Raw genomic sequence first — 25,286 nt, 5'->3', positions numbered from 1 at the left:
AGCGTCGATCAGGAGGCAAGAGGGACGTCCTCCTCGGTCGCGAGCGCATCGCACAGGTGGTTGGCCAGCGCCCGCACCGTGGTGATGTCGGTGGAGCTGATGCGGATACCGGTCTCGGTCTCGATGCGGGTGCGCAGTTCGAGGTTGCCCAGCGAGTCGAGACCGTAGTCCGACAGCGGCCGGTCCGGGTCGATGCTGCGCCGCAGGATCAGGCTGACCTGTTCGGACACCAGCTTGCGCAGCCGCGCCGACCACTCCTCCCGCGGCAGCGCCGTCAGCTCGGCCCGGAACTTGCTGGCGTCGTTGCGGTTCTGCCCCGACGACTGGAAGCCCTCGGCGAACGGGCTGCGCTGCGCGAGCGAGCTCAGCCACGGTGAGCCGACGATCGGGGCGTAACCGGTGTAGCCGCGGTCGTGGGCCAGCATCGACGCGAAGGCGTAGGCGCCCTCCTCCGGGGCGATCATCGTGGTTTCCCCGCTCTCGGCCAGGTGCTGACCCTTGCCGATCTCGGCCCAGGCGCCCCACGCGATCGCGGTGGCGGGCAGCCCCTGGGCGCGCCGCCAGTGCGTGAAGCCGTCCAGCCAGCTGTTCGCCGCCGCGTAGGCGCCCTGGCCCGGGGAGCCCAGCAGCGCGGCTGCCGAGGAGAACGAGCAGAACCAGTCCAGCGGCTCGTCGGCGGTCGCCCGGTGCAGGTGCCAGGCGCCGAACACCTTCGGCGCCCAGTCCCGGTCGATGAGCTCGTCGCTGATGTTGGTCAGTGTGGCGTCCTCGACCACGGCGGCGGCGTGCAGCACACCGCGCACCGGCCGTCCGGTCGCGCGGGCGGCCGCGACCAGCCGCTCGGCCGTCTCGGCGGCGCCGATGTCACCGCATTCGACGATGACCTCGGTGCCCGCGGCGCGGAGCTGCTCGATCGTCCGCAACGCCTCTCCGCTCGGCGCCGAACGGCCGTTGAGCACGATGCATCCGGCGCCGGCCGCGGCCATCTCACCGGCCAGGTACAGGCCGAGCCCGCCCATACCGCCGGTGACGATGTAGGCGCCGTCGGACCGGAACGGGCTCGCCTGTTCCGGCGGCACCACGACGTCGGCACGCCCGGTGTGCGGAACGTCGAGCACCAGCTTGCCGACGTGCTCGGCGGCGCTCATCACCCGGATCGCGGTGGCCGCCTCGGCCAGCGGGTAGTGCGTGCTCTGCGGCATCGGCAGCACACCGTCGGCGGTGAGCCGGTACACCGTCTCGAGCAGCTCGCGGATCTTGTGCGGATGGCTGTCGGCCATCAGACCCAGATCCACCCCGTGGAAGGCGAGATTGCGCCGGAACGGGAACAGGCCCAGCCGGGTGTCGCCGTAGATGTCGCGTTTGCCGATCTCGATGAACCGCCCGCCGAACGACAGCAGCTCCAGACCGGCCCGCTGGGCGGCGCCGGGCAGCGAGTTGAGCACCACGTCGACGCCGTAACCGTCGGTGTCGCGGCGGATCTCATCGGCGAACGCCGTGCTGCGGGAGTCATAGACATGCTCTATTCCCATGTCGCGCAGCAGATCCCGGCGGGCCGGGCTGCCGGCGGTGGCGTATATCTGCGCCCCCACCGAACGGGCGATCGCGATCGCCGCCAGTCCCACACCGCCGGTGGCGGAGTGGATCAGCACCTTCTCCCCGGCGCCGAGCCGGGCCAGATCGTGCAACCCGTACCAGGCAGTGGCGTGCGCGGTGGACACCGCGGCGGCCTGCCCCTCGGTCAACCCGTCGGGCAGCGGCACCGCCAGGTCGGCATCGCAGGTGACGAAGGTGCTCCAGCAGCCGTTCGGGGACAGCCCGCCGACGCGGTCGCCGACCCGGTGGCTGGTCACGTCCGGGCCGACCGCGGTCACCACCCCGGCGAAGTCGGTGCCCAGCTGGGGGCGGCGACCGTCGAAGGTCGGATAGCGTCCGAACGCGATCAGGACGTCGGCGAAGTTGATGCTGGATGCGGTGACCGCCACCTCGATCTGCCCCGGCCCCGGCGGGACCCGGTCGAACGCGGCGAGTTCCATCGTCTCCAGGTCGCCGGGGGTGCGGATCTCCAGCCGCATCCCATCGCGTTCGCAGTCCACCACCGCCTGTTTGCGTTCCTCCGGGCGCAACGGGCTCAACGACAACCGGGCGGTGTACCACTGGCCGTCGCGCCAGGCCGTCTCGTCCTCGGCGCCGCCGCCCAGCAGTTGGACGGCCACCCGATCGAGGTCGGCGTCGTCGGCGATGTCGATCTGGGTGGTGCGCAGATGCGGATGTTCGGCGCCGATCACCCGCAGCAGGCCACGCAGCCCGGCCTGTTCGAGATTGGGCCGGTCCTGTGGCAGCACGGCCTGGGCGCCCCGGGTGACGACGAACAGCCGCGGCGCGTCACCGTCGATCTCGGCGAGTTCGCGGGTGATGCGCACCAGATGCCGGACGTAGTCACTGCCCCGGCGGGCCGCCGCGTCATCCGGATTGCCGTTCTTCGGCCCGGTGAGCACCACCACCCCGGTGACCCCGTCGGCGATGCCGGCGCGGAACCGGTCCACATTGTCCGCGTGGTCGGCCTGCTGTGGCCAGCACATCGAGGTGCTCTCCGCCCCAGCCTGTTTGAGCGCATCACTGAGCCGGGTGGCGGACACATCGGCGGTGGCCGAGGTGCTGACCAGCAGCCATTTGCCCGCCGCGGAGTCCGCCTCGGGCAGATCGCGACGCTGCCATTCGATGGTGAGCAGCCGCTCGCCGAGCACCCGGTCCCGGTCGTCGCCGTCGGCGGCGGCGCCGCCCATCAGCAGACCCTGGACGCGCAGCAGCACATTGCCGTGCTCGTCGAGCACATCGAGGTCGGCTTCGGCCTTGCTACCGTCCGCATCGGTCACCCGCGCATAGCAGTACCGCGCACCCCGGGTGGGTCCGAAGGCCTGCAGCCGGCGCACCCCGAGCGGCAGCAACAGACCGCTGCCCGCACCCTGGACGTCCGGGTGCGCCGCCACCGACTGGAAGCAGGCGTCCAGCAGCGCCGGGTGGATCCCGTACGGCGCCTGCTGTGAACGGATCTGGCCGGGCAGCCCGACCTCGGCCAGCACGCTGGTGACCGTGCCCTCGGGGATGCGGGCCGCGGTCAGGCCGGTGAACGCCGGACCGAACTGCACACCCCGCTGGTCGAACCACTGCCGCAGCTCGTCACCCTCGATCCGGGTGGGATGCTCGGCCAGCAGGGCGTCGATGTCGTGGGCCTGCGGTGGTTCGGTGTCATCGGCGGCGCCCAGCACCGCGGTGGCGCGCCGCTCGTGTTCGCCGTCCTTGGCGGTCTCCACCGCGAACTCGAGGGTTCCCGGTTCGACCGCCGACGCGACCGCGGACACCTCGGTCTGCTCGTCGAGCAGCAGCATCTGCTCGAACCGCACGTCACGCACCTCGACCCCGTCGGAGTCGATCACCTCGCGTGCGGCGGCCAGCGCCATCTCGCAGTACGCGGCACCGGGTAGGGCGGCCACGGTGTGGATCTGGTGGTCGGCCAGCCACGGTTGCGCACCGGTGCCCAGATCCGCCTGCCACACATGACGTTCGGGCTCCTCCGGCAACCGCACATGGGTGCCGAGCAGCGGATGCACGGTGATCGTGCAGCCGCCGCGGGTCTGCTGCTCACCGTTCTCCCGGGACAGCACCAGCTTGCGCCGGGTCCAGGTGGGCAACGGTGCGTCGACGAGCCGGCCGGATGGATAGAGGGCGGCGAAATCGACCGCGGCGCCGGCGGCGAACAGGTCGCCGACCATGGTGCGCACGCCGTGCGGCATCTCCTGCTCCCGGCGCATCGCCGGCAACGCCGCCACCGGCATGTCCAGCCCGCGTGCGGTTTGCTCGACGGCGCGGGTGAGCAGCGGGTGCGGGGACAGCTCACCGAACACGCGGAAGCCGTCCTCGAGGGCGGCCTGCACCGCGGCCGCGAACCGCACCTCGTGCCGCAGGTTGTCCACCCAGTAGTCGGCGTCGCACACCGGCTTCTCCCGCGGGTCGTAGGAGGTTGCCGAGTAGTACGGCACCGTGGGCGTCATCGGCTGCAGGTCCGCCAGGATCTCTTCGAGCTCGTCGAGGATCGGATCGACCTGCGGCGAGTGGGACGCGACGTCGACGGCGACCTCGCGGGCCATCACGCCCTGGGCCTCCCAGGCCGCGACCAGTTCACGCACCGTGTCGGTGGCGCCGCCGATCACCGTGGACTCCGGGGAGGCGATCACCGACAGCACGACGTCGTCGACGCCACGGGCGGCGAGGAACTCGCGCACCGCCTGGGCCGGCAGTTCGATCGCGGCCATCGCGCCGGCGCCGGCCAGGCGCAGGCACAGCCGCGAGCGGCGGCAGATCACCTTCACCCCGTCCTCCAGGGACAGCGCCCCCGCGACCACGGCGGCCGCCACCTCACCGAGCGAATGCCCGATCACCGCGCCGGGCCGCACCCCGTAGGACTGCATGGTGGCGGCCAGCGCCACCTGGATGGCGAACAGGGTCGGCTGGACGCGGTCGATGCCGGTCACGGTCTCCGACGCCGTCATCGCCTCGGTCACCGAGAACCCGGATTCGCGGGCCACCAGCGGCTCGATCTCGGCGATCTTGGCCGCGAACACCTGTTCGGTGGCGAGCAGTTCGGCGCCCATCCCGGCCCACTGCGATCCCTGCCCGGAGAACACCCACACCGGCGCCTTGTCGTCCATGCCGACCGCCGGCTGATAGGGGGCGTCCCCGTCGGCGACCTCGCGCAGTCCCGCGGTCAGAGCCTCGACGCCGTCGGCGATCACCGTGGTCCGCACCGGCCGGTGGGCGCGCCGCCGGGCCAGGGTGTAGGCCAGATCGGCCGGAACCACCTCATCGGTGTGCGCCTCGACCCATTCGGCCAACCGGCCGGCGGTGCGGCGCAGTTCCTCGGCGGAGGTGGAGGACAGCGCGAACACCAGCGGCCCGGCCGCGTCGGTGTCCGCCGACTCCTCCGGCCGCTGCACCGGTTCCGGCGCCTGCTCGAGCACCGCGTGCACATTGGTGCCGGACATGCCGTAGGACGACACCGCCGCCCGCCGCGGGCAGCCCTCCCGTACCGGCCACAGCGTGGTCGCCTGCGGCACAAAGAGATTGGTTTCGATGGCGGCCATCTCATCGGGCAGCCGGGTGAAATGCAGGTTCTGCGGCACGACACCGTGCTGCAGGGCCAGGATCGCCTTCATCATGCCCAGCGCGCCCGCCGCGGATTCGGCGTGGCCGAAGTTGGTCTTGACCGAGGTCAGCGCACACGGCCCGGTCTTGCCGTAAACCTGTGTGAGACTGTTGTATTCGATGGGGTCGCCGACCGGGGTGCCGGTGCCGTGCGCCTCCACCATGCCGACCGTGGCGGGGTCGACGCCGGCGACCGCCAGCGCGCTGCGGTACACGTCGGCCTGCGCCTGGATCGACGGCGTGGAGATGTTCTCGGTGCGGCCGTCCTGGTTGGCGGCGGTGCCGCGGACCACCGCGAGGATGCGGTCGTTGTCGCGCAGCGCGTCGGGAAGCCGCTTGAGCAGCAGCATCACGCTGCCCTCGGACCGGACGAAACCGTCGGCCGCCACGTCGAACGCATGGCAGCGGCCGGTCGGTGACAGCATGCCCAGCCCGGACGCCGAGGTGTACTTGCGGGGTTCGAGCATCACCATCGCGCCGCCGGCCAGCGCCAGGTCGCTCTCACCGACCTGCAGGCTGCGGCACGCCATGTGCACGGCAAGCAGACTCGAGGAGCAGGCGGTGTCGACGGTGACCGCCGGCCCGTGCACGCCGAGGCGGTAGGCGATCCGGCCCGACGCCATGCTGAACGCGCTGCCGGTGAACCCGTAGGCCTCTTCGAGCGCCCCGGCGTCGCTGGTGAGCAGGGCGTAGTCGTCATGGGACAGGCCGACGAACACGCCGGTCGAGGATCCTTCGACGTCGGCGGGGGTCAGCCCGGCGTGCTCCATCGCCTCCCACGAGGTCTCGAGCAACAAACGTTGCTGGGGGTCGATGGAGATGGCCTCCCGCTCGCTGATCCCGAAGAACTCCGGGTCGAAACCAGCAACGTCGTCGAGGAAGGCGCCCCAGCGTGACACCGTGCGGCCGGGCACCCCGGGTTCGGGGTCGAAGTAGTCGTCGGCGTCCCACCGGTCGACAGGGATCTCGGTGACCATGTCGTCGCCGCGGAGCAATGCCTCCCACAGGCGTTGGGGTGAATCGATACCCCCGGGCAGCCGACATGCCATCCCGATCACTGCCACGGCATTGACAGGTGTGTCGCCCACGATGTTCACCTTTCTCTACGAGGCCCCACGGGGTGGTCGGCGAATGCCCGCCGAGGGAGAATCCCTGAACGGCAACCGCTGGTGACCACTCCTGCCCCGGTCAGACAGAAGTTGCCAAGTGGCTCGGAGCCTATCGGCTTCGATTGACTTACGTGTCAATTATTCGAAAATTTGCGCCGTAGGCAAATAAAACGCGCCGGGCAAACACTTCCCGAACCACTTCGGGCACGGTGAACAGCCGGACACCACGGACGTGGCCCGGTCCGGTGAACGGGGGTGATTACACCGCCTTCGCGATGGCGACCCGCACGCCGTCGCCGATCTCGGCCGCCGACTCGCCCGGATCGCCGAACTCGAAACTGGTGGCCAGGATCTCCCCGGCGATCAACTCCCGGTGCCGCTCGGCCCAGTCCTGCCGCTGCGGCGGCACCGACATCACGACCGAGATGCGGTCGGAGATGTCCAGTCCGGTCGACTTGCGCAGTTCCTGCAGCTCCCGGATGCGGTCCTTGGCCCACCCCTCGGCCTCCAACTCCGGGGTGACCGTGCAGTCGAGCACCACCAGACCCGCGCCCTCGGGCAGAGCCGCGGTGGCGCGGTCCTCGTCCGCCGGTGCGTCGGCCGCCACCAGACGCGAACTGAACTCCCCGGGCTGCAGCACCACCGACCCGGCCGTCAGCGTGCCGTCCGGATTGACCACACCCTCCCCCGCCTTGACGGCCTTGATCGCGGCCTGGACGTCCTTACCCAGCCTGGGGCCGGCCACCCGCGCGTTGACGGTCAGCTCGAACCGGCCGTAACGCGCGATGTCATCGGTCAGCTCGACAGACTTGACGTTGAGCTCATCGGCGATCAGATCCACGAACGGCTCCAGCCGCTGCGGATTATCCACTCCCACAGTTAATTTGGGCAAAGGCAGTCGCACCCGCAGCTTCTTGGCCTTACGCAGCGACGATGCCGCCGAACACACGTCGCGCACCTGGTCCATGGCCTCGACCAGATCCGGATCACTCGGCAGCAGACCGGATTCGGGCCAGTCCGTCAAATGCACCGAACGTTCCCCCGTGATGCCGCGCCAGATCACCTCGGTGGTCATCGGCAACAACGGCGCGGCCAGCCTGCCGGTCACCTCCAGCACCGTGTGCAACGTGTCGATGGCGTCTGGGTCCTCGTCCCAGAAGCGCGAACGTGACCGGCGCACATACCAGTTCGTCAACGCCTCGATGAACTGGCGCAACTGCTCGCAGGCGCCGGAGATGTCACACACCTCCATCGCATCGGTGAGATCGTCGCGCAGTGCGGCCAGTTTGGCCAGGATGTAGCGATCCAGCACATGGCGGCTGTCGGTGCGCCAGGCACCCTTCTTCGGGGCGTAGAGCGCGAGGAAGGTGTAGGCGTTCCACAGCGGCAACTGCACCTGGCGGACACCGTCGCGGATGCCCTGCTCGGTGACGATCAGGTTGCCGCCACGCAGAATCGGCGACGCCATCAGGAACCAGCGCATGGCGTCGGAGCCGTCGCGGTCGAACACCTCGGTGACGTCGGGGTAGTTGCGCAGCGACTTGCTCATCTTCTGGCCGTCATTGCCGAGCACGATGCCGTGTGCCACACAGGTTTTGAACGCCGGCTTGTCGAAAAGCGCCGTGGCCAGGATGTGCAGGGTGTAGAACCAGCCCCGGGTCTGACCGATGTACTCGACGATGAAATCGCCCGGGAAGTGCGGCTCCTGATCGTCGGAGCCGTCGAACCAGTCGGCGTTCTCGAACGGATAGTGCACCTGCGCGAACGGCATCGACCCGGAGTCGAACCACACGTCGAGCACGTCGGGGATGCGCCGCATGGTCGATTTCCCGGTCGGATCGTCCGGATTGGGCCGGGTCAGCTCATCGATGTAGGGGCGGTGCAGATCGGTGGGCCGCACGCCGAAGTCGCGTTCGAGTTCGTCCAGGCTGCCGTAGACGTCGATCCGCGGGTACTCCGGGTTGTCCGACACCCACACCGGGATCGGCGTGCCCCAGTAGCGGTTCCGTGAGATCGACCAGTCGCGGGCGTTGGCCAGCCACTTGCCGAACTGACCGTCCTTGACGTGTCCGGGATACCAGGTGATCTGCTGGTTCAGCTCGACCATCCGGTCCCGGAACTCGGTGACCTTGATGAACCACGACGACACCGCCCGGTAGATGAGCGGGTTACGGCACCGCCAGCAGTGCGGATAGGAGTGCTCATAGGTGTCGTGGCGCAGCAACACCGCACCGTTGTGTCCGGCGGGCCCGGCCTGATTCTTCAGATCCCGGATGATCTGCGGGTTGGCGTCGAAGACGTGCCGACCCTGATAGTCGGGCACGCTGGCGTCGAAGCAGCCCTTCGCGTCGACCGGGGTGACCGCGGTGATGTCGGCGGCCTTGGCGACGTCCATGTCGTCCTCGCCGTACGCGGGGGCCATGTGCACGATGCCGGTGCCGTCCTCGGTGCTGACGAAGTCCGCGGGCAGCACCCGGAAGGAGTTCGCCGCGTCGGCGAAATAGGTGAACGGCGGCAGATAGCGGGTCTCGACGAGTTCCGAACCCGGGAAACGGGCCAGCACCTCCGGCTCCTCGCCCAGTTCCCGCGCGTAGGCCGCCAGCCGGGCCTCGGCCAGCACGTAGCGCCGCCCGTCCGGGGCAGCCACCTGCACGTAGGTGACGTCGGGGTGCACCGCCACCGCCTGGTTGGACGGCAGCGTCCACGGTGTGGTGGTCCAGATCAGCAGGTGACTGCCGGCCAACGGCCCGTCCGGCACCCGGAAGCCGACCGTGATCGCCGGATCCTGCCGGCTCTGGTAGACGTCGTCGTCCATCCGCAGTTCATGGCTGGACAGCGGGGTCTCGTCGTTCCAGCAGTACGGCAGGACCCGGATGCCCTCGTAGGCCAGGCCCTTGTCCCACAGCTGCTTGAACGCCCAGATCACCGACTCCATGTAGCCGAGATCCAGCGTCTTGTAGTCGTTGTCGAAGTCCACCCAGCGCGCCTGCCGGGTGACGTACTCGCGCCACTCCTTGGTGTAGCGCAGCACCGAGGCGCGGCAGGCATCGTTGAACTTCTCGATGCCCATCTGTTCGATCTGGGCCTTGTCGGTGATGCCGAGCTGGCGCTGCACCTCGAGTTCGGCGGGCAGACCGTGGGTGTCCCAACCGAATCGGCGTTCCACCTTGTAGCCCCGCATGGTGCGGTACCGCGGGACGATGTCCTTGACGTACCCGGTGAGCAGATGCCCGTAGTGCGGCAGCCCGTTGGCGAACGGCGGCCCGTCGTAGAACACGTACTCCGGAGCATCGGCCCGGCGCTCGATGCTGGCGCGGAAGGTGTCGTCCGCACTCCAGTACTCGAGCACCTCCTGCTCCAGCGCAGGGAAGTTCGGCGCGCCGGGGGACGGTTTCGGATAGGCGGTCACGATCTCGCGGTTCTCCTGTGCCCAGGTCTTCAGGACACGGGGACGACATCGCGCCGGGTAGCGCGAACGCCGCGGTACCACCCCGCTTGTGCCCGGCCGACGCCGTGCACCGCTCGACTACGGGCTGTGACGGGCCCACCCGTTCGGTTCTACTGGGCTGCGCGCGGCAGCCGTTCTTCCGAAGGCTCCCCGGTGATGGCCGGATCGTCGCCGTTGTCCCGATTCTACGGAGCGGTGCAAATCAGCGATCGCGCCGGCCGCGGCACGCTCGGGACGGTCGCCTCCGAACACACCTCGATCAGGGCGAGCGGGAACTGTTCGGCGAGTTCGACCACCGTGTAGGGGTAGAACCGGGCAGGGTCGTACCACCAGTCCAGGTGAACCCGGTCGTGGCTGCGGTGGATCCGCAACTCGATGGCATGGCAGGGCGAGTCCGGCAACTCCGACACCGGCCCGGAGAAGGTCACGGCAATCTCGCGGGCGCCGCCGGCCGCCGGGGTGCGCGCGCCCAGGCTGGAGCGCACGCCGGTGAGCAGATCGGTGGCCGAGATGGTCTTCTCGGTGGCACAGGCCAGAGCCAGCGGCCCGTGATCGGCGAGGCCCACCACCACGGTCCCGGTGCCGATCGTCCGTCCGATCGTCCGCGCCAGCGCCGCCAGCAGGAGTTCCTCCGCCGAGGAGTCCAGTGCCTGCGCCGCACCGTCGAGTTCACCGGACAACACCGGTGAGAGCGGGGCGGGGTGACGGACGAGGTCTTCCGGCCGGGGCGGGTCCGCCACGTCATGGTCGGTGAGCCGCAGGTATTCCGTGTCCAGCCTGGCAAAGGAGGGAGCCACCATGGCCCAACCGTACAGCGGGTGTCCCAAAAATGGGAGCCCATTGCTATTTTTGCTACGCATGCGTCAATACCCGCCGCGGCATCCGACTTTTGGTTATGTCTCCCCATTTCCGAGTGCACGGTCTATCGTGAGCCTGTGCCTAGGACAGATGAGAACGGCAAACAACTGAAAGCGCTCCTGGACTACCTGCTCGACGGTGAGGTCGAGGCCAAGGAGATCTACGATGCGCTCGGCATCTCCAGCAGCACGTACTATCGGCGGATCAAAGAGGACGACTACCCGAACGCCGAAGAACTGCGCCGGGTGGCCGAACGATTCGGCCTCAGCTACCCGGATCTGCAGGTCCGGTTCGGCTTGATGAGCCGCCAGGACCTCTTTTTGTATGTCGAATCGACCCCGGTCGCACTGGCGACCGAGGAGCGTGTCGTGACCCATCCGCGCCGGAGCAAACTGTCGAATCTGCGACCCCGCTCCGACGCTCCGCCGCTGTAAGCAATCTCGGTCGGGGAATCAGATGGCTCTGGCAACACTCATCGCGGTCACGCTCGCCTGCATCGGGTGGAGCCTGTGGATCCGCCGTGTCACCTGGAGCTGCCGGTGGGAAGTGGCCGCCACCCTGAACATCGCGTTACAGGGCGCCGCGGTGCTGCTGATGTCGCCGTTGGCCTCCGCGACTCTCGGCCAGTGGTTGCACAGCATCACGGGGCTGTGGAATCTCGAGGACTACATCGCCCACGACTGCTACATCGTGGCCGCCTCGGCGGTCGTCTACAACGCGCTGGGCCGGTTGCAGGACGACCACGCGCTGCAGGCGTCGTTCAAGCAGTATGTGGAACGCCCCGCGACGCTGTGCATCCCGCTGATGCTCGCCACCTACTCGCTGGGCAACGGTTCGAAGATGTACGCCTCGGACTTCTTCGACGTGCCGACGGACTTCTGGCTCAACACCTACTGGCTGGTGCTCTGCGGCACGCTGATCTATCTGTTGGGCTACGGCGCCCGGGCGCTGTTGGTGCTCCGCCAGGACCCCCGTTCCCGCGGGATCGCCAACGTGTATCTCACCGCGTCGGCGTGCGGTGCGGTGGCCTGCCTGGTCCGGATCGGCACCGCCTACATCCCCGGACTCCAGGAGGTCGAGGGCGGCAACCTGGTCTGGCTGTTCGCCTGCGCGTGCGGTGCGGTGTTCGCCCTGGCGTCGGCGCATTCGTGGCGGGTCAAGACCAAATGGTTCATCCCCGCCGACCACTGACGGGCCGCGCTGCGTGCGCCGGAATCCAGCCGGGCTCTGCAGCCGGCTTGCTAGCCGGCCACCCGTTTCCGCATGTCGAACGGCGCACCGAGATCACCCACCGGCCGATAGCCGCGTCTGCGGGCGGCCGCGGCATCCCGGCGGATCAGCGCGTTCAGCCCGACGAACGCGGCCTGATCGATCAGCATCGGTGTCAGCAGCCGGTTGTGCACGTAGCCGATCGCCAGCCCGGTCTCCGGTTCGGCCCAACCGTATGAACCGCCGAGCCCCACGTGGCCGAAGCCGGGCATGATCCCGAACGGCACCCCGTGGTAACCGAGGTGGAACGCCATCGGCACGCCGAGGTTGCGGTCCGGGCGCAGATTGCGCCGGCCGGCCAACCCCGCGACGATCTCCGGCGACAGGAACCGGACGTCGTCGATCCGCCCGCCGTTGGCGATCGCACCGTACATCTTGGCCAGTCCCCGCGCGGTGGCCACCGCGTTGGCGGCCGGGATCTCGGAGTCCAGGAACGGGATGTCCCCCTGCACGACGCTGAACATCCCCGGGAAGTACATCGCGCCGAACATGGCCGACGCCTGCGACGCCGCCAGCCTCGGCACCACCGCCCCGACCACGGGGATGTCGAGGGCGCCCTGCGGCGCCAGGATCTGCGCCGCCTTCGTCGGCGCGCCCGCCGGCGGCCGCCCCAGATGCAGCCCGTCGGTGTTCAGCGGCTCGGCCAGTTCGGTGCGGACCAGCTCGCGCATACCGCATCCGGTGATCGCCCGGACCAGGCCGGAGAGCAACCAGCCGTAGGTCAGCGCATGATAGGCGGGCTTGCCGTACTGCAGCCGGTTCACCGGCGCGGCGGCCAGTCGTTCCTCCATCCGCCGGTGGTCGAGCAGATCGGCCTTGGACACGCCGTTGAGATGCGACAGACCGGCCCGGTGCCGCAGCACGTCCCGCACCGTGATGCCGGCCTTGCCGTTCGCGCCGAACTCCGGCCAGTACTCCGCCACCGGCGTGTCGTAGTCGAGCAGCCCGCGGTCGACGAGTCGGTGCACCACCGTCGCGGCCATGCCCTTGGTGGCCGAGAACACCATCGCCCCGGTGTCGGCCGTCCAGTACTCGGTGCCGCGCCGATCGGCGTAACCGGTCCACACGTCGACCACCGGCTCACCGTGCAGATACACGCACAGAGCGCCGCCGCCGAACCGGCGCCCGCGGAACAGCCGCGAGAACGCCCTCAGGGTGCAGGCGAACCGCGGGTCGGCCGCCCCCTGAATACCGTGTGGGAGCGCTGCGCTGCGCTCCGGCGTTACGTTCGTCACAGTAAAGACAAATTTACCTGGCGCCCTGGCACATGAACGACCAGTTACCGGTTTGTGTCATCAACGCAGCTCGGCGGCGTCCAGCAGACGCTGGGCAGCAAGTGCCGCGGTCAGCTCGCCCTCCCGGACCTGACGCTCCACCTCGGCCCGGATCTCGCGGACCCCCGGACTGGTCATCACCCGGTCGATCACGGCGTCCCGGACCATCGTCCACATCCAGTTGACCTCTTGGTCGCGCCGGCGCTTCTCGAACTCCCCCGCGTCGATGAGCACCTGCCGGTGTTTGAGCACCGTCTCCCAGAGCTCGGCCACCCCGGTGCCCTCCAGCGCGCTCATGGTGAGCACCGGCGGCCGCCACAGCGTCTCGCGCGGATAGATCAGCCGCATCGCGCCGGCGAGCTCGCGGGCCGCCTTGCGGGCCTCCACCGCGTGCTCGCCGTCGGCCTTGTTGACCACCACGATGTCGGCGAGCTCGAGCACCCCCTTCTTGATGCCCTGCAGCTGATCCCCGGTGCGGGCCAGGGTCAGGAACACGAAGGTGTCGACCATGTCGGCCACGGTCACCTCGGATTGACCCACCCCGACCGTCTCGACCAGCACCACATCGAAGCCGGCGGCCTCGAGCAGCACGATTGTCTCCCGGGTGGCCTTGGCCACCCCGCCGAGGGTGCCCGACGACGGCGACGGACGGACGTAGGCGTCGGGATGCACCGCCAGCCGCGCCATCCGGGTCTTGTCGCCGAGGATCGAACCGCCGCTGCGCACCGACGACGGGTCCACCGCCAGCACCGCGACCCTGTGGCCCTGTTCGATCAGATGCATGCCCAGCGCCTCGATGCTGGTCGACTTACCCACCCCGGGCACCCCGGTGATGCCGACGTGCATGGCCCTGCCGGCGTCCGGCATCAACTCCAGCAGCAGTTCCTGCGCGCGTTCGCGGTGATCGGCGCGGGTGGATTCGACCAGGGTGATCGCCCTGGGCAGGGCGGCGCGATCACCGCTGCGGATCGCGGCGGCGAGATCTTTGACGGTCTGGGTCATTCAGCTCAGGTCGTATCCCAACCGCTCGGCCAGCTTGTGCAGCAGACCGATCGCGGCGTCGGCGATCACCGTGCCCGGCGGGTAGATCGCCGTCGCCCCGGCCCGGTACAGCTCCTCGAAGTCACCGGGCGGGATCACCCCGCCGACGACGATCATGATGTCGGGGCGCCCCACCTCGGCCAGCGCGTCGCGCAGCGCCGGGACCAGCGTCAGGTGCCCGGCCGCCAGCGAGGACACCCCGACGACGTGCACGTCGTTGTCGGCGGCCTGGCGCGCCACCTCGTCGGGGGTGGAGAACAGCGACCCGACGTCGACGTCGAAACCGATGTCGGCGAACGCGGTGGCGATCACCTTCTGCCCCCGGTCGTGGCCGTCCTGCCCCATCTTGGCCACCAGGATCCGGGGCCGGCGGCCGTCCGCCTCGGCGAATTTCTCGACTAGTTCTGTCGCGCTGGCGATGTTGCTGGCCTTTCCGACTTCGTCCCGGTAGACACCGGAGATGGTACGGATCTCGGCCTGGTGCCGTCCCCACACCCGCTCCAGTGCCGAGGAGATCTCCCCCACGGTGGCCTTCGCCCGGGCCGCGTTGATGGCCAGGGCCATCAGGTTGTTGCCCAGCCCGTCCGCGCCGGCCGGGCCGGTGGCCGCCGCGGCGCGGCTGAGCTCGTCGAGCGCGGCGTCGACCGCGGCCTGATCCCGCTCGGCGCGCAGCTGTTCCAGTTTGGCCAGCTGCTCGGCGCGCACCCGGCTGTTGTCGACCTTGAGGACCTCGATCTCGTGGTCCTCATCCACCTGGTACTTGTTGACGCCGATGACCGGCTGCGCGCCGGAGTCGATCCGGGCCTGGGTACGCGCCGCGGCCTCCTCGATCCGCAGTTTCGGCACACCGTCGCTGATGGCCTGGGCCATCCCGCCGTGTTCGTCGACCTCCCGGATGTGCGCGCGGGCCCGCTCGGCCAGCTGGTGGGTCAACCACTCCACGTAATAGGAGCCGCCCCACGGGTCGATCGGCCGGGTGGTGCCGGACTCCTGCTGCAACAGCAGCTGGGTGTTGCGCGCGATGCGGGCCGAGAAGTCGGTGGGCAGCGCCAGCGCCTCGTCGAGCGCGTTGGTGTGCAGCGACTGGGTGTGGCCCTGGGTGGCGGCCATCGCCTCGATACAGGTGCGTGCCACATTGTTGAACACGTCCTGCGCGGTCAGCGACCAGCCCGAGGTCTGCGAATGGGTGCGCAGCGACAGCGATTTGGAGTTCTTCGGGTCGAACTGCGCGACCAGTTCGCTCCACAACAGCCGCCCGGCCCGCAGCTTGGCGACCTCCATGAAGAAGTTCATCCCGATGCCCCAGAAGAAACTCAGCCGGGGCGCGAACTTGTCGATGTCCAGACCGGCGTCCAGCCCGGCCTTGATGTACTCCACCCCGTCGGCCAGCGTGTAGGCCAGCTCCAGGTCGGCGGTCGCGCCGGCCTCCTGGATGTGGTAGCCGGAGATCGAGATCGAGTTGAACTTCGGCATCTTCGCGCTGGTGTAGGCGAAGATGTCGGAGATGATCCGCATCGACGGTTTGGGCGGGTAGATGTAGGTGTTGCGGACCATGAACTCCTTGAGGATGTCGTTCTGAATGGTCCCCGCCAGCTTCTCCGGCGGCACCCCCTGCTCCTCGGCGGCCACCACGTACAGCGCCAGAATCGGCAGCACCGCGCCGTTCATGGTCATCGACACGCTCACGCTGCCGAGGTCGATTCCGTCGAACAGCTGGCGCATGTCGAGGATGGAATCGATTGCCACCCCGGCCATTCCGACGTCGCCCTGCACCCGCGGGTGATCGGAGTCGTAACCCCGGTGGGTGGCCAGGTCGAACGCCACCGACAGACCCTTCTGGCCCGCGGCGAGGTTGCGCCGGTAGAACGCGTTGGACTCGGCGGCGGTGGAGAACCCGGCGTACTGCCGGATGGTCCACGGCTGGTTGACGTACATCGTCGGGTACGGCCCGCGGATGTAGGGCACCGCCCCCGGGAAGGTGTGCAGCGGGTAGCCGGCGGCTTCGGCCGCCGCCCGGTCCGCGCCGATGTACACCGGCTTGACGCCGATGCCCTCCGGGGTCTCCCAATCCAGTTGGTCGGCGGTGTAGCCGTGCGCCGCCGCGGCGGCGGCGACGTGCTCGGCCACCGCCGATTCGGTCGGTGTGGCGCCCTGGCGGTCCCCGTACAGCGGAATGTCGCCGAAGTTGGCGATCTGCCCGGTCGTGCTGGCGGTCATCAGGCCCCCAATCGGGTGAGCAGGTTCGACAGCGCGTCGACTGCGTCGATCTTGGCGGTCAGGTAGTCGTCGGGTTTGGCGTCGGCGGCCTCCACGGCCTGCGCCGGCCCGGCCAGGTAGAGCAGGGTGATGCCCGCGCCCCGGGCCGCCGTGACGGCCGCGGAGGCCTCGGCGGCATAGCGGGTGTCGGTGCCGCAGAGCACCGCGACGGTCGGATTCCCCGCATCGGCAACGGCTTTGGTGATCGAATCGGTGTCCGGGCTGAGCGGGCCGGGATTGATCGCCTCGATGCCGCCGGCCGCGAGCAGGTTGGCCGCGAACGTGGCGCGGACGTTGTGCTCGGCCAGCGGGCCGAGCGGCAGCAACAGCACCTGCGGACGTTTGCCGGTGCGTTCCAGGAAGGCGTCCGAGCGGTCCCGCAGTTCCTCGAACCGGGCCGCGTAGCGGGCCACCCTCTCGAGCGCCTCGCCCGGCGGCAGCGGCGGTTCGTCGAGGTTGGGGAACTCGTTGACACCGGTGATGGCGGTGCGCCGGTGGGCGATGTCCTCGGCGCGCTGTTCGGCGACCTGTGTGATCGCGGCCACCACATGATCGCGAGCGGCCTCGAATCCGCCGCGGGATTCGATGTCCTGGAAGTACTCCCATGCCTGCTCGGCCAGCTGCCGGGTGAGATCCTCGACGTACCAGGAACCGCCGGCCGGGTCCAGCACCCGGCCCAGGTTGGACTCCTCGATCAGCAGCAGCTGGGTGTTCCGGGCGATGCGCCGCGCGAAACTCGCCGAGGTGCCCGGGAATCCGCCGGGGATGGCGACGTCGAACGGATGCACCAGCACGGTGTCGGCCCCGCCCACGCCGGCGGAGAACGCGGCCAAGGTGGTGCGCAGCATGTTCACCCACGGATCCCGCTGGGTCATCATCGGCAGCGAGGTCGCCACGTGCACGGTGGCGGCGCCGGCGTCGGGCTCACCCACCACCTCGGCGACCCGCGCCCAGATCCGGCGGGCCGCACGTAACTTCGCGATGGTCATGAACTGGTCGTCGTCGGCGGCGAACCGGAAGCTGATCTGGCGCAACGCGTCCGCAGCACTGAGCCCGCCGTCGACGAGCCGGCGCAGATACGTCACGGCCGCGCCGACGCCGGCGGCGAGCTCCCAGGAGGCGTTGGAACCCAGATTGTGGAAGGCGGGCCCGTCGACGGTCAGTGTGCGCAGCTTGCCGCCGAACCCGGCGACCTTCCCGGCGACGGCGACCACCTCGGCGGTGTCGACCGCCGGCCGTCCGCTCAGCGGGGCGGTCAGCGGGTCCGCGCCGAAATCGATCGACAGCCGGGACCGCTGATCGTCGTCCATGTCGGCCAGCAGTCCGAGCACCGCGTCGGCGACCGCGGTGTATCCGGCGCCGTCGAGCTCGAAGATCACCGGCACCAGGTCCAGAAACACCCCGTCGAACACCCGGTTGAGCTCCGCGGCCGGCACCTGATCGCCGATCCGCAGCACCAGGGCGCTGACCCCCTCGGTCAGCGCGGTCAGCAGCGCCCCGTTGAGTTCGGCCGGTGTCGACTCCGACCCGCCGAACCGTTCGGCGACCTTCCAGCCGGCCTTGACGTCGCGCAGCGCGTCACCGCCGCGGACGAACGGCCACTGCCCGGGCAGCGGCGGTTCGGGATGCTCGTCGAGGCCGGTGTAGAGCGGACGGATCGGAAAGCCCTCATAGGTGGGCGAATCCAACAGTCGCTCGGGCTCGGGCCCGAGGTCCGCCGGGTCACGACGGGTGCTCTTGGCCAGCACTCCGGCGACAGCCGAGCGCCATCGCTCCCGATCAGCTTCGATCACCGGCATCTCCTGTTGTCGCAGCGTATGACTGATCCACTTGCCCAACAGGCTAAATGATCGGTTTCCGCGGCCCGTGGCCGGTCACCTCGACGCGCCACCGCGCGACACCGTTTGTTAACCAGCGGGCCGTACCCTTGGTACTCGTGAATACCGTCGTCAACACCTTGCGCGCGGTACGAGCGGCGGTGGTCACGACAACCGCGCAGGTGCCGCGGCACCGGCTCGCCATGCTCGCCGGCGGGATTGTGATGTTGGCCGCGGTGGTGTTGCTGGTGCCGGTGCCGACGGCGGTGCAGCTGCGCGACTGGGCCACCTCGGCCGGCCCGTGGTTCCCGCTGGCGTTCCTGGCCGCGCATGTCGTGGTGACGGTGCTGCCGTTTCCCCGCACCGCGTTCACCCTGGCCGCCGGGTTGCTGTTCGGACCGCTGCTCGGGGTGCTGCTGGCGGTGCTGGCCAGCACCATCAGCGCGGTCGTCACGCTGATCGGGGTGCGCGCCCTCGGTCTGCGGTGGACCCGGCTCATCGCCCATCCCCGGATCGCGGCCATCGACGACCGGTTGCGGCAGCGCGGCTGGCCCGCGGTGATCTCGATGCGACTCATCCCGGCGGTGCCGTTCTCGATCCTGAACTATGCGGCCGGGGCGTCGGCGGTCCGTGTCGGGCCGTACACCCTCGCCACGTTGGTCGGTCTGCTGCCCGGGACGGCGGCGGTGGTCGTCCTCGGCGATGCGCTGACCGGCAATGTCAGCCCGCTGCTGCTGTTGGTGTCCGCGGTCACCGCCTGTGTCGGGGTGCTCGGGCTGGCCTACGAGTTGCGCCGCCACCGCGGCCCGGCCCGTGCGGACCGCCACGAGAACGGCCCGGACGGCGGGCGGCCGGAGCCCGATCCGGACGCGGCCGCCGAACCGGTCCGCACCGGCGGCTGACCGGCACCCGACGAAGGGAGCGATCATGTCCTCCCGGAAGTACCCCGGGAAGTCCGCCCGGAACGCCCTCACCGATCTCGGCGCCCGGATCCTGCGTTCCCGCCGCCTGATGCGCGCCCCGATCTGGCTGTACCGGGCCGGGGCCGGCGCGCTGCTCGGTCCGCGGATGTTGATGCTCGAACACATCGGCCGCAGGTCCGGCGCGCCGCGCCACGTCGTGCTGGAGGTCGTCGACCATCCCGAACCGGACGTCTACGTCGTCGCGTCCGGTTTCGGCACCAAGGCGCAGTGGTTCCGCAACATCACCGCCAACCCGCAGGTCCGGGTCTTCCTCGGCAGCCGCGCGCCGGCGCAGGCCACCGCGCGGGTGCTCGACCGGCAGGCGGCCGACCGGGTGCTCGCCGGCTACCGCGCCCGCCACCCCCGGGCGTGGTCGCGGATGAAGGGTGTGATCGAACAGACGCTCGGCGAACCGATCACCGACACCGACACGCCGCTGCCCATGGTGGAGCTGCAGCTCAGGAGCGCGGCCCCTTGATCGTCATCGCCGCATAGGTCAGCAGGAACGTCACGGCCGGGACCGCGTTGTACGGCTTGTCCCGCACCCGGACATGAGCGCCGACCGCCAGCACGAAATACAGCGTCAGCATGGCGGTGGTCAGCCGGGCCAGACCGGGGAATCGGCGCACCGCCAACAAGCCGACCGCCGACGCGGCCTTCGACGCCGGCAGCACCCACCGGATGCGCTGCGGCACCCCGAGCGTGTCGAGCGCCCGCCCGATCGGGGGCGCCGGAATCGCGCAGGCCACCGCGTCCGCGGCCTGGAACACCGCCAGCGCGGTGTAGGTCCGCGGGGAGGTCAGCGCGGTCACGGCAGTTCCTGCTGCCGGGACCGCTCGGTCAACGGCGGCGTGGTCAACCCGGTGTCCACCGGGGTGCGTGCCTCGGCTTCGGCCTTGGCCACCGCCTGGGCGATGGCCGGGTCGGTCTGGGTGGTGAACCAGTCGGCCACCTCCTCGGAGTCATCCTCCGGCCGTGGGAGATCCTCCTCCACCGGTGACGGTTCGAACCTGAACACCCCGTCCTCCCCGGGGGCGCCGAGAAGTTTGGTGAAGCCCTGCAGCGCCGCACCGAAGTCGTTGGGCACGATCCAGACCTTGCTCGCCTCACCCTCGGCGATCTTGGGCAGCGTCTGCAGGTACTGGTAGGCCAGCAGTTCCGGTGTGGGCCGGCCCGCCTTGATCGCCGCGAAGGTCTTCTCGATCGCCTTGGCCTGCCCCTGCGCCTGCAGATACTGCGCGGCGCGTTCACCCTGGGCCCGCAGGATCCGGGACTGCCGTTCGGCCTCGGCGGTCAGGATCGCGGCCTGTTTGGCGCCCTCGGCGGCCAGGATCTGTGCCTGCTTCTGCCCCTCGGCCTCTTTTATGGCCGATTCCCGCTGCCCTTCGGCGGTCAGGATCATCGCGCGCTTCTCCCGGTCGGCGCGCATCTGCTTTTCCATCGCGTCCTGGATCGTCGGCGGCGGATCGATGGCCTTGAGCTCCACCCGCTGCACCCGCAACCCCCAGCGGTCGGTGGCCCCGTCGAGCACCGCACGCAGTTGCTCGTTGATCCGGTCGCGCGAGGTCAGCGCCTCTTCCAGCGTCATCCCGCCGACCACATTGCGCAGCGTGGTGGTGGTCAACTCTTCGACGGCGGCGATGTAGTTGCTGATCTGGTAGACCGCGTCGTGCGGATTGTTGACGCGGAAGTACACCACGGTGTCGATGCTGACGGTCAGGTTGTCCTGGGTGATCACGGCCCGGGGCGGGAACGACACCACCCGCTCACGCAGGTCGACCCGCGCGCGGATGCGGTCGATGAACGGCACCAGCAGGGTCAGCTGACCGCTGACCGTGCGGCTGTAGCGGCCCAGCCGTTCGATCACCGCGGCCTCGGCCTGCGGGATGAGCGCCACCGACTTCGCCACCAGGATGGCCGCAAACACCACCAGCACGATCAGGATGACGAGTCCGGCTACGGCACCGTCCATGGCTTGTTACCTCCTAGTTTCCGACGTCTTTGTAGACCGTCGCGATGGCGCCGCCGATCTCGACCACGGTCACCTGATCACCGGCTTCGTACACATCGTCGGCATTCAGCGGTCGCGCCGTCCACACTTCGCCGTCGAGTCGGATCTGGCCGCCGTGGCGGGTCACCCGGTTCAGGACCAGCGCCTGCTTACCCTCCAGCGCCTTGATCGGTTCCGGTGGGAGCCCGGCTCCCAGTGCGAACCGGCGCCGCAACGCCGGACGCACCAGTACCAGCAGCAGCACCGACGCGACCAGGAACACCACCCCGTCGGCCCAGATCGGCCAGTCGAACAGCCAACTCGTCCCCGCCGCGGTCAGCGCGCCGCCGCTGAGCATGAGCAGGAACATGTCCCCGGTCAGCGCCTCGGCCCCCGCGAGCACGAGTGCGAAGATCAACCAGATGAGCGGGACGGGCATACCGTCACCCTATCGGTCCGCGAAGGCATACGGCGGCAACAACTAGACTTCGAACATCATGTGGTGTCCGAGCGCTTCCCTGTCGGTGTGGGCCAACTCCTGGTTGGCCGGCGCCGCCGCGCCCGACGATGTGCTGGATGCACTAAGCGTGTGGGCTCCAAGCCATTCGGTGACCGCATACGACGCGGTGGCGGCCGGCCGGACCGGTCTGCCCTGGCCGGATCTGCACGACGCGGCCGCGGTGTCGCTGTTGCAGACGGTGCGGGCCGCGGCGGGACCGCCGGGCGGCGCACCGCCGATCCGGGTGGCGCTGCCGGTGCCCGGCGACGTGCGCGGGCTGCCGGCCGGCACCCAGTTCCAGCAGGACGCGATCGCCGTCGGCGAGGCGGTGATCGTCGGCGGCGCGGCGGCGGACGGCACCGCGGTCGGCCTGGTTCCGGAGTTCGAGTATCCGGAGGACCACCCGGACGACTTCGCGGAGAGCGACGGGGGCGACGAGACGGCTCCGACCGGCCTGTCCTGGACGGTGTACTCGCTGCCCACCGTGCCGCCCACCGAGCACGTCGATCTCGGCGACGCCGAATACGGTCTGCGCACGGCGGTGCGATCGGCCGCGCAGGCCCTCGACGCGTTGCAGGTCGGCATCGCCGGGACCGACCTCGACGACCCGCGCCTACTGGTCGAGCAGATCGTCGAATCGCATCGGCTGCACCGCATACCCGCCCATGCGCCCGGCCGGGCGTTGCGGGTGTTGGAGACCGCGTCACATGTCGACGCGATCATCACAGTCAGCTCCGGGCTGAGCCCGATCGGTCTGCAGTCCTCGTCGGAGGTGCGGATCGCCGATGACGCGTTGCGGCCGTTGGCCCATGTGGTGCGCACGGCCAGGCTGGCCGCGGTGAACGCGATCATCGCGTCCGCGTGGCGATGACCGACACGCAGTTCGGCGCGGCGGCACACGGTGTCCCGTCGACGACGTGACCACAGCCGGGCGCCCGGAACTCAGCCGGCAGTGCGGCGGGTCCGCTGACCCGGGCGGGTTCGAGACCGAGGCGCAGTTCGTCGATCAGGTCCACCGCGAGGCGGGCGAACCGCCGGTCGGAATTGGGAGTGCCGGCCCGCGCCAACGCGATTCCCGCCTGCGCGGCCTGTTCGCCGAGTTCGTGGTCGAGGTCGTACACCACCTCGATGTGGTCGGCGACGAATCCGATCGGGCAGACGATGACCGCACGCACCCCGGATTCCGCCAGCGCGCCGAGGTGGTCGCCGACGTCGGGCTCCAGCCACGGGATCTGCGGCGGCCCGGAACGGGACTGCCAGACCAGGTCGTAATGCTCACGCCCGGCGGCCGCCGCGACCAGCCGGGCGGCGTAGCGCACCTGCCTGCTGTAGAGCCGGGGGCCGTGCTGTTCGTCGGCGGCCACCGGAATGGAGTGCGCGGTGAACACCAGCCGGGCCTGTGACCGCAGCTCGGCGGGCAGGCTCTCGGCGGCGGTGTCGATCGCCTCGGCGAACATCTCCACCAGCAGCGGGTGGTCGAAGTACTGCCGCAGCTTGACCAGTTCCGGGGCCCGCGGCCCGGCCGCCCGCCGGCCCCGGGCGATGTCCTCGACGTACTGGGTGCAGCTGGAGTAGCCGCCCCAGGCCGAGGTGGTGAACACCGCCGCACGACGGATCCCGTTGTCCCGCATGGCGGTCACCGTATCCTCGACGTACGGCTCCCAGTTGCGGTTGCCGAAGTACACCGGCAGGTCGAGCCCGCGGTCGGCGAGCTCGGCCTCCAGCTCGGTGATCAGCGCGCGGTTGATCGCGTTGAGCGGCGAGACCCCGCCGAAGTGCAGGTAGTGCTCGGCGACGTCGTCGAGCCGCTCCGGCGGCACATTGCGGCCGCGGGTCACGTTCTCCAGGAACGGCCGCACCTGCTCCGGGCCCTCCGGGCCGCCGAAGGACAGCAGCAGAACGGCGTCGAATTCCACGGGAATCGTTACAGCAGTTGCTGGCTGGCGCCGCCGTCGGCGTAGATCACGGTCCCGGTGGTGGCCGGCATCCAGTCGGAGATCAACGCCAGCACGGTCTTGGCGACCGGGGTCGGATCCTTCATGTCCCAGCCGAGCGGCGCCCGCTGATCCCAGCCCTCCTCGAGCAGCTTCATCTGCTCACCGGCTTCCTCGCCCAGTGCGCCGCCGACGATGGCGCTCATCGCCAGCGTGCGGATCGGCCCCGCCGCAACGAGATTCGACCGCACCCCGTACTGGCCTGCTTCGCGCGCGACGAACCGGTTGATCGACTCCAGTGCGCTCTTGGCGACCGTCATCCAGTTGTAGGCCGGCATCGCCCGGGTCGGGTCGAAGTCCATGCCCACGATGCTGCCGCCGCGGTTCATGATCGGCAGCGTGGCCTTGGCCAGCGCGGCGTAGGAGTACGCCGAGATGTGGATGCCCTTGGACACGTCCTCGTACGGCGTGTCGAGGAACGGGTTGAGTCCCATGCCCGACTGCGGCATGAAGCCGATCGAGTGCACCACCCCGTCGAGTTTGTTGCCCTCGCCGATCTCGGCGGTGATCCGGTCGGCCAGCGTGTCGAGGTGTTCCTGGTTCTGCACGTCGAGTTCGAGCAGCGGCGCACCCGGCTTCGGCAGCCGGTCGACGATGCGGCGGATCAGCCGCAGCCGGTCGAAACCGGTGCACACGATCTCGGCGCCCGCCTCCTGGGCCACCCGTGCGATGTGGAACGCGATCGAGGAGTCGGTGATGATCCCGGTGACCAGGATCCGTTTGCCCTCGAGGAAACCTGCCATGTCAGTCTTCGCCCTTTCTGCCGCCCGACAGCCTCAGTGGCCCATGCCCATGCCGCCGTCCACCGGGATGACCGCACCGGCGATGTAGCCGGCATCCTCCGACGCCAGGAAGCTGACCACACCGGCCACCTCCTCGGCGGTACCGACCCGCTTGGCCGGGATGAAGTCCAGCGCCCCCTGCTGGATCCGCTCGTCGAGCGCCCGGGTCATCTCGGTGTCGATGTAGCCGGGGGCGACCACGTTGGCGGTGACGTTCGCCTTCGACAACTCCCGGGAGATGGACCGGGCCATGCCGATCAGGCCGGCCTTGGCGGCCGCGTAGTTGGCCTGGTTGCCGATGCCCCAGGTGCCCGACACCGAACCCATGAGGATGATGCGGCCGAACCGCTTGCGCTGCATGGTGCGGGAGGCCCGTTGGACCACCCGGAACGCGCCGGTCAGGTTGGTGTCGATGACCTCGGTGAAACGCTCCTCGGTCATCCGCATCAGGAACGCGTCCTTGGAGATTCCGGCGTTGGCGACCAGCACCTCGACCGGGCCCTGATGCTCCTCGACGGCCTTGAACGCGCGGTCGACCGATTCGGCGTCGGTGACGTCGCACTCGACGGCGAACACATTGTCCAGCGGCACCCCGGAACCGCGATGCGTCGCGGCGACCTTGTGCCCGTCCGCCGCCAGCCGGCGCGCCACCGCGAGGCCGATGCCCCGGTTCCCACCGGTGACCAGTACGGAACGCGAAACGAACGGCGGGCGGCCGCCGGTGTTCTCACCGGCGGTGTCGGCAACGGAAGCGTCTGTCATGTGGGTCAACTTAACGTGTGGGC

18 protein-coding genes are annotated in these 25,286 nt (G+C 69.6%); 5 read left to right on the top strand and 13 right to left on the bottom strand.

Features of this window, described 5'->3' with window-relative positions:
* Window positions 1–8 precede the first annotated feature (8 nt).
* The 3 genes from pks2 to CKW28_RS09865 all read right to left on the bottom strand — a co-directional run bounded on the left by pks2 (window position 9) and on the right by CKW28_RS09865 (window position 10,559).
* Window positions 9–6,290: a sulfolipid-1 biosynthesis phthioceranic/hydroxyphthioceranic acid synthase gene (gene pks2, locus CKW28_RS09875; RefSeq protein WP_268793685.1), complete on the bottom strand. Its 6,282-nt coding sequence runs from the start codon at window positions 6,288–6,290 to the stop codon at window positions 9–11.
* A gap of 280 nt (window positions 6,291–6,570) precedes the next feature.
* Window positions 6,571–9,720, bottom strand: coding sequence for an isoleucine--tRNA ligase (gene ileS, locus CKW28_RS09870; RefSeq protein WP_003923465.1), 3,150 nt, complete (start codon window positions 9,718–9,720; stop codon window positions 6,571–6,573).
* 224 nt (window positions 9,721–9,944) lie between these two features.
* Complete coding sequence (locus CKW28_RS09865) at window positions 9,945–10,559, bottom strand: hypothetical protein (protein WP_003923464.1); 615 nt, start codon at window positions 10,557–10,559, stop codon at window positions 9,945–9,947.
* Between the two features lie 135 nt (window positions 10,560–10,694).
* On the opposite strand from CKW28_RS09865, the gene CKW28_RS09860 reads away from it, so the two are divergent.
* Both CKW28_RS09860 and CKW28_RS09855 read left to right on the top strand, forming a co-directional pair.
* Window positions 10,695–11,051, top strand: a complete 357-nt coding sequence (locus tag CKW28_RS09860; protein ID WP_003923462.1) for a helix-turn-helix domain-containing protein — start codon at window positions 10,695–10,697, stop codon at window positions 11,049–11,051.
* Between the two features lie 22 nt (window positions 11,052–11,073).
* Complete coding sequence (locus tag CKW28_RS09855) at window positions 11,074–11,808, top strand: hypothetical protein (RefSeq protein ID WP_040545797.1); 735 nt, start codon at window positions 11,074–11,076, stop codon at window positions 11,806–11,808.
* Between the two features lie 50 nt (window positions 11,809–11,858).
* Here the strand turns inward: CKW28_RS09855 and lipL are convergent, their stop codons facing one another.
* The 4 genes from lipL to mutA are packed head-to-tail and all read right to left on the bottom strand — an operon-like array spanning window position 11,859 to window position 18,256.
* Window positions 11,859–13,121: an esterase/beta-lactamase LipL gene (lipL, locus tag CKW28_RS09850; protein WP_040545794.1), complete on the bottom strand. Its 1,263-nt coding sequence runs from the start codon at window positions 13,119–13,121 to the stop codon at window positions 11,859–11,861.
* A 60-nt stretch (window positions 13,122–13,181) separates the two neighbouring features.
* Window positions 13,182–14,162: a methylmalonyl Co-A mutase-associated GTPase MeaB gene (meaB, locus tag CKW28_RS09845; RefSeq protein WP_003923457.1), complete on the bottom strand. Its 981-nt coding sequence runs from the start codon at window positions 14,160–14,162 to the stop codon at window positions 13,182–13,184.
* The gene (gene scpA / locus CKW28_RS09840) at window positions 14,163–16,418 is read right to left on the bottom strand and encodes a methylmalonyl-CoA mutase (protein WP_003923456.1); all 2,256 of its coding nucleotides are present in this window, start codon (window positions 16,416–16,418) and stop codon (window positions 14,163–14,165) included.
* A complete protein-coding gene (mutA, locus tag CKW28_RS09835; RefSeq protein WP_040545824.1) occupies window positions 16,418–18,256 on the bottom strand; it encodes a methylmalonyl-CoA mutase small subunit in 1,839 nt (612 codons plus the stop codon). The genes scpA and mutA overlap by 1 nt, the downstream gene beginning before the upstream one ends.
* A gap of 137 nt (window positions 18,257–18,393) precedes the next feature.
* Here mutA and CKW28_RS09830 point away from each other — a divergent pair, with 137 nt between their 5' ends.
* The gene (locus tag CKW28_RS09830; protein ID WP_081475398.1) at window positions 18,394–19,176 is read left to right on the top strand and encodes a TVP38/TMEM64 family protein; all 783 of its coding nucleotides are present in this window, start codon (window positions 18,394–18,396) and stop codon (window positions 19,174–19,176) included.
* A 25-nt stretch (window positions 19,177–19,201) separates the two neighbouring features.
* Window positions 19,202–19,714 carry a nitroreductase family deazaflavin-dependent oxidoreductase gene (locus CKW28_RS09825; RefSeq protein WP_003923451.1) on the top strand — a complete coding sequence of 171 codons (513 nt, stop codon included), beginning with the start codon at window positions 19,202–19,204 and terminating at the stop codon, window positions 19,712–19,714.
* Here CKW28_RS09825 and CKW28_RS09820 read toward each other — a convergent pair.
* Genes CKW28_RS09820 through CKW28_RS09810 form a run of 3 tightly spaced genes read right to left on the bottom strand, consistent with a single transcriptional unit; the run spans window position 19,695 to window position 21,665 of the window.
* Window positions 19,695–20,048: a DoxX family protein gene (locus CKW28_RS09820; RefSeq protein WP_003923450.1), complete on the bottom strand. Its 354-nt coding sequence runs from the start codon at window positions 20,046–20,048 to the stop codon at window positions 19,695–19,697. The two genes, CKW28_RS09825 and CKW28_RS09820, sit on opposite strands and share 20 nt — an antisense overlap.
* A complete protein-coding gene (locus tag CKW28_RS09815) occupies window positions 20,045–21,208 on the bottom strand; it encodes an SPFH domain-containing protein (RefSeq protein ID WP_003923449.1) in 1,164 nt (387 codons plus the stop codon). Before CKW28_RS09815 ends, CKW28_RS09820 begins: the two co-directional genes overlap by 4 nt.
* Before the next feature lie 13 nt (window positions 21,209–21,221).
* Complete coding sequence (locus CKW28_RS09810) at window positions 21,222–21,665, bottom strand: NfeD family protein (RefSeq protein WP_003923448.1); 444 nt, start codon at window positions 21,663–21,665, stop codon at window positions 21,222–21,224.
* A gap of 58 nt (window positions 21,666–21,723) precedes the next feature.
* Between CKW28_RS09810 and CKW28_RS09805 the strand changes: the two genes are divergently transcribed.
* Window positions 21,724–22,596: an Rv1486c family protein gene (locus tag CKW28_RS09805; RefSeq protein ID WP_003923446.1), complete on the top strand. Its 873-nt coding sequence runs from the start codon at window positions 21,724–21,726 to the stop codon at window positions 22,594–22,596.
* Here the strand turns inward: CKW28_RS09805 and CKW28_RS09800 are convergent.
* From CKW28_RS09800 to fabG, 3 genes are read right to left on the bottom strand one after another with little or no spacing between them, the layout of a single operon-like run.
* On the bottom strand, window positions 22,574–23,641 hold the full coding sequence (locus CKW28_RS09800) for a ferrochelatase (RefSeq protein ID WP_003923445.1): 1,068 nt from the start codon (window positions 23,639–23,641) through the stop codon (window positions 22,574–22,576). The genes CKW28_RS09805 and CKW28_RS09800 overlap by 23 nt on opposite strands.
* An 8-nt stretch (window positions 23,642–23,649) precedes the next feature.
* A complete protein-coding gene (gene inhA / locus CKW28_RS09795) occupies window positions 23,650–24,462 on the bottom strand; it encodes an NADH-dependent enoyl-ACP reductase InhA (RefSeq protein WP_003923443.1) in 813 nt (270 codons plus the stop codon).
* A gap of 33 nt (window positions 24,463–24,495) precedes the next feature.
* A complete protein-coding gene (gene fabG / locus CKW28_RS09790) occupies window positions 24,496–25,263 on the bottom strand; it encodes a beta-ketoacyl-ACP reductase (RefSeq protein WP_003923442.1) in 768 nt (255 codons plus the stop codon).
* Between the last annotated feature and the right edge of the window lie 23 nt (window positions 25,264–25,286).

This window comes from Mycolicibacterium thermoresistibile (assembly GCF_900187065.1).
GTDB lineage: Bacteria > Actinomycetota > Actinomycetes > Mycobacteriales > Mycobacteriaceae > Mycobacterium > Mycobacterium thermoresistibile.
The sequence above is the reverse complement of the archived record's forward strand: the minus strand, read 5'-3'. Positions and strand labels throughout refer to the sequence as shown.

Excerpts from the sequence above, each read along its gene's own strand:
- CKW28_RS09865 (WP_003923464.1), bottom strand. The coding sequence starts at position 10,559 with ATGGTGGCTCCCTCCTTTGCCAGGCTGGACACGGAATACCTGCGGCTC.
- CKW28_RS09810 (WP_003923448.1), bottom strand. The coding sequence starts at position 21,665 with ATGCCCGTCCCGCTCATCTGGTTGATCTTCGCACTCGTGCTCGCGGGG.
- meaB (WP_003923457.1), bottom strand. The coding sequence starts at position 14,162 with ATGACCCAGACCGTCAAAGATCTCGCCGCCGCGATCCGCAGCGGTGAT.
- CKW28_RS09855 (WP_040545797.1), top strand. The coding sequence starts at position 11,074 with ATGGCTCTGGCAACACTCATCGCGGTCACGCTCGCCTGCATCGGGTGG.
- mutA (WP_040545824.1), bottom strand. The coding sequence starts at position 18,256 with ATGCCGGTGATCGAAGCTGATCGGGAGCGATGGCGCTCGGCTGTCGCC.
- fabG (WP_003923442.1), bottom strand. The coding sequence starts at position 25,263 with ATGACAGACGCTTCCGTTGCCGACACCGCCGGTGAGAACACCGGCGGC.
- scpA (WP_003923456.1), bottom strand. The coding sequence starts at position 16,418 with ATGACCGCCAGCACGACCGGGCAGATCGCCAACTTCGGCGACATTCCG.
- CKW28_RS09825 (WP_003923451.1), top strand. The coding sequence starts at position 19,202 with ATGTCCTCCCGGAAGTACCCCGGGAAGTCCGCCCGGAACGCCCTCACC.
- CKW28_RS09805 (WP_003923446.1), top strand. The coding sequence starts at position 21,724 with ATGTGGTGTCCGAGCGCTTCCCTGTCGGTGTGGGCCAACTCCTGGTTG.
- CKW28_RS09815 (WP_003923449.1), bottom strand. The coding sequence starts at position 21,208 with ATGGACGGTGCCGTAGCCGGACTCGTCATCCTGATCGTGCTGGTGGTG.
- inhA (WP_003923443.1), bottom strand. The coding sequence starts at position 24,462 with ATGGCAGGTTTCCTCGAGGGCAAACGGATCCTGGTCACCGGGATCATC.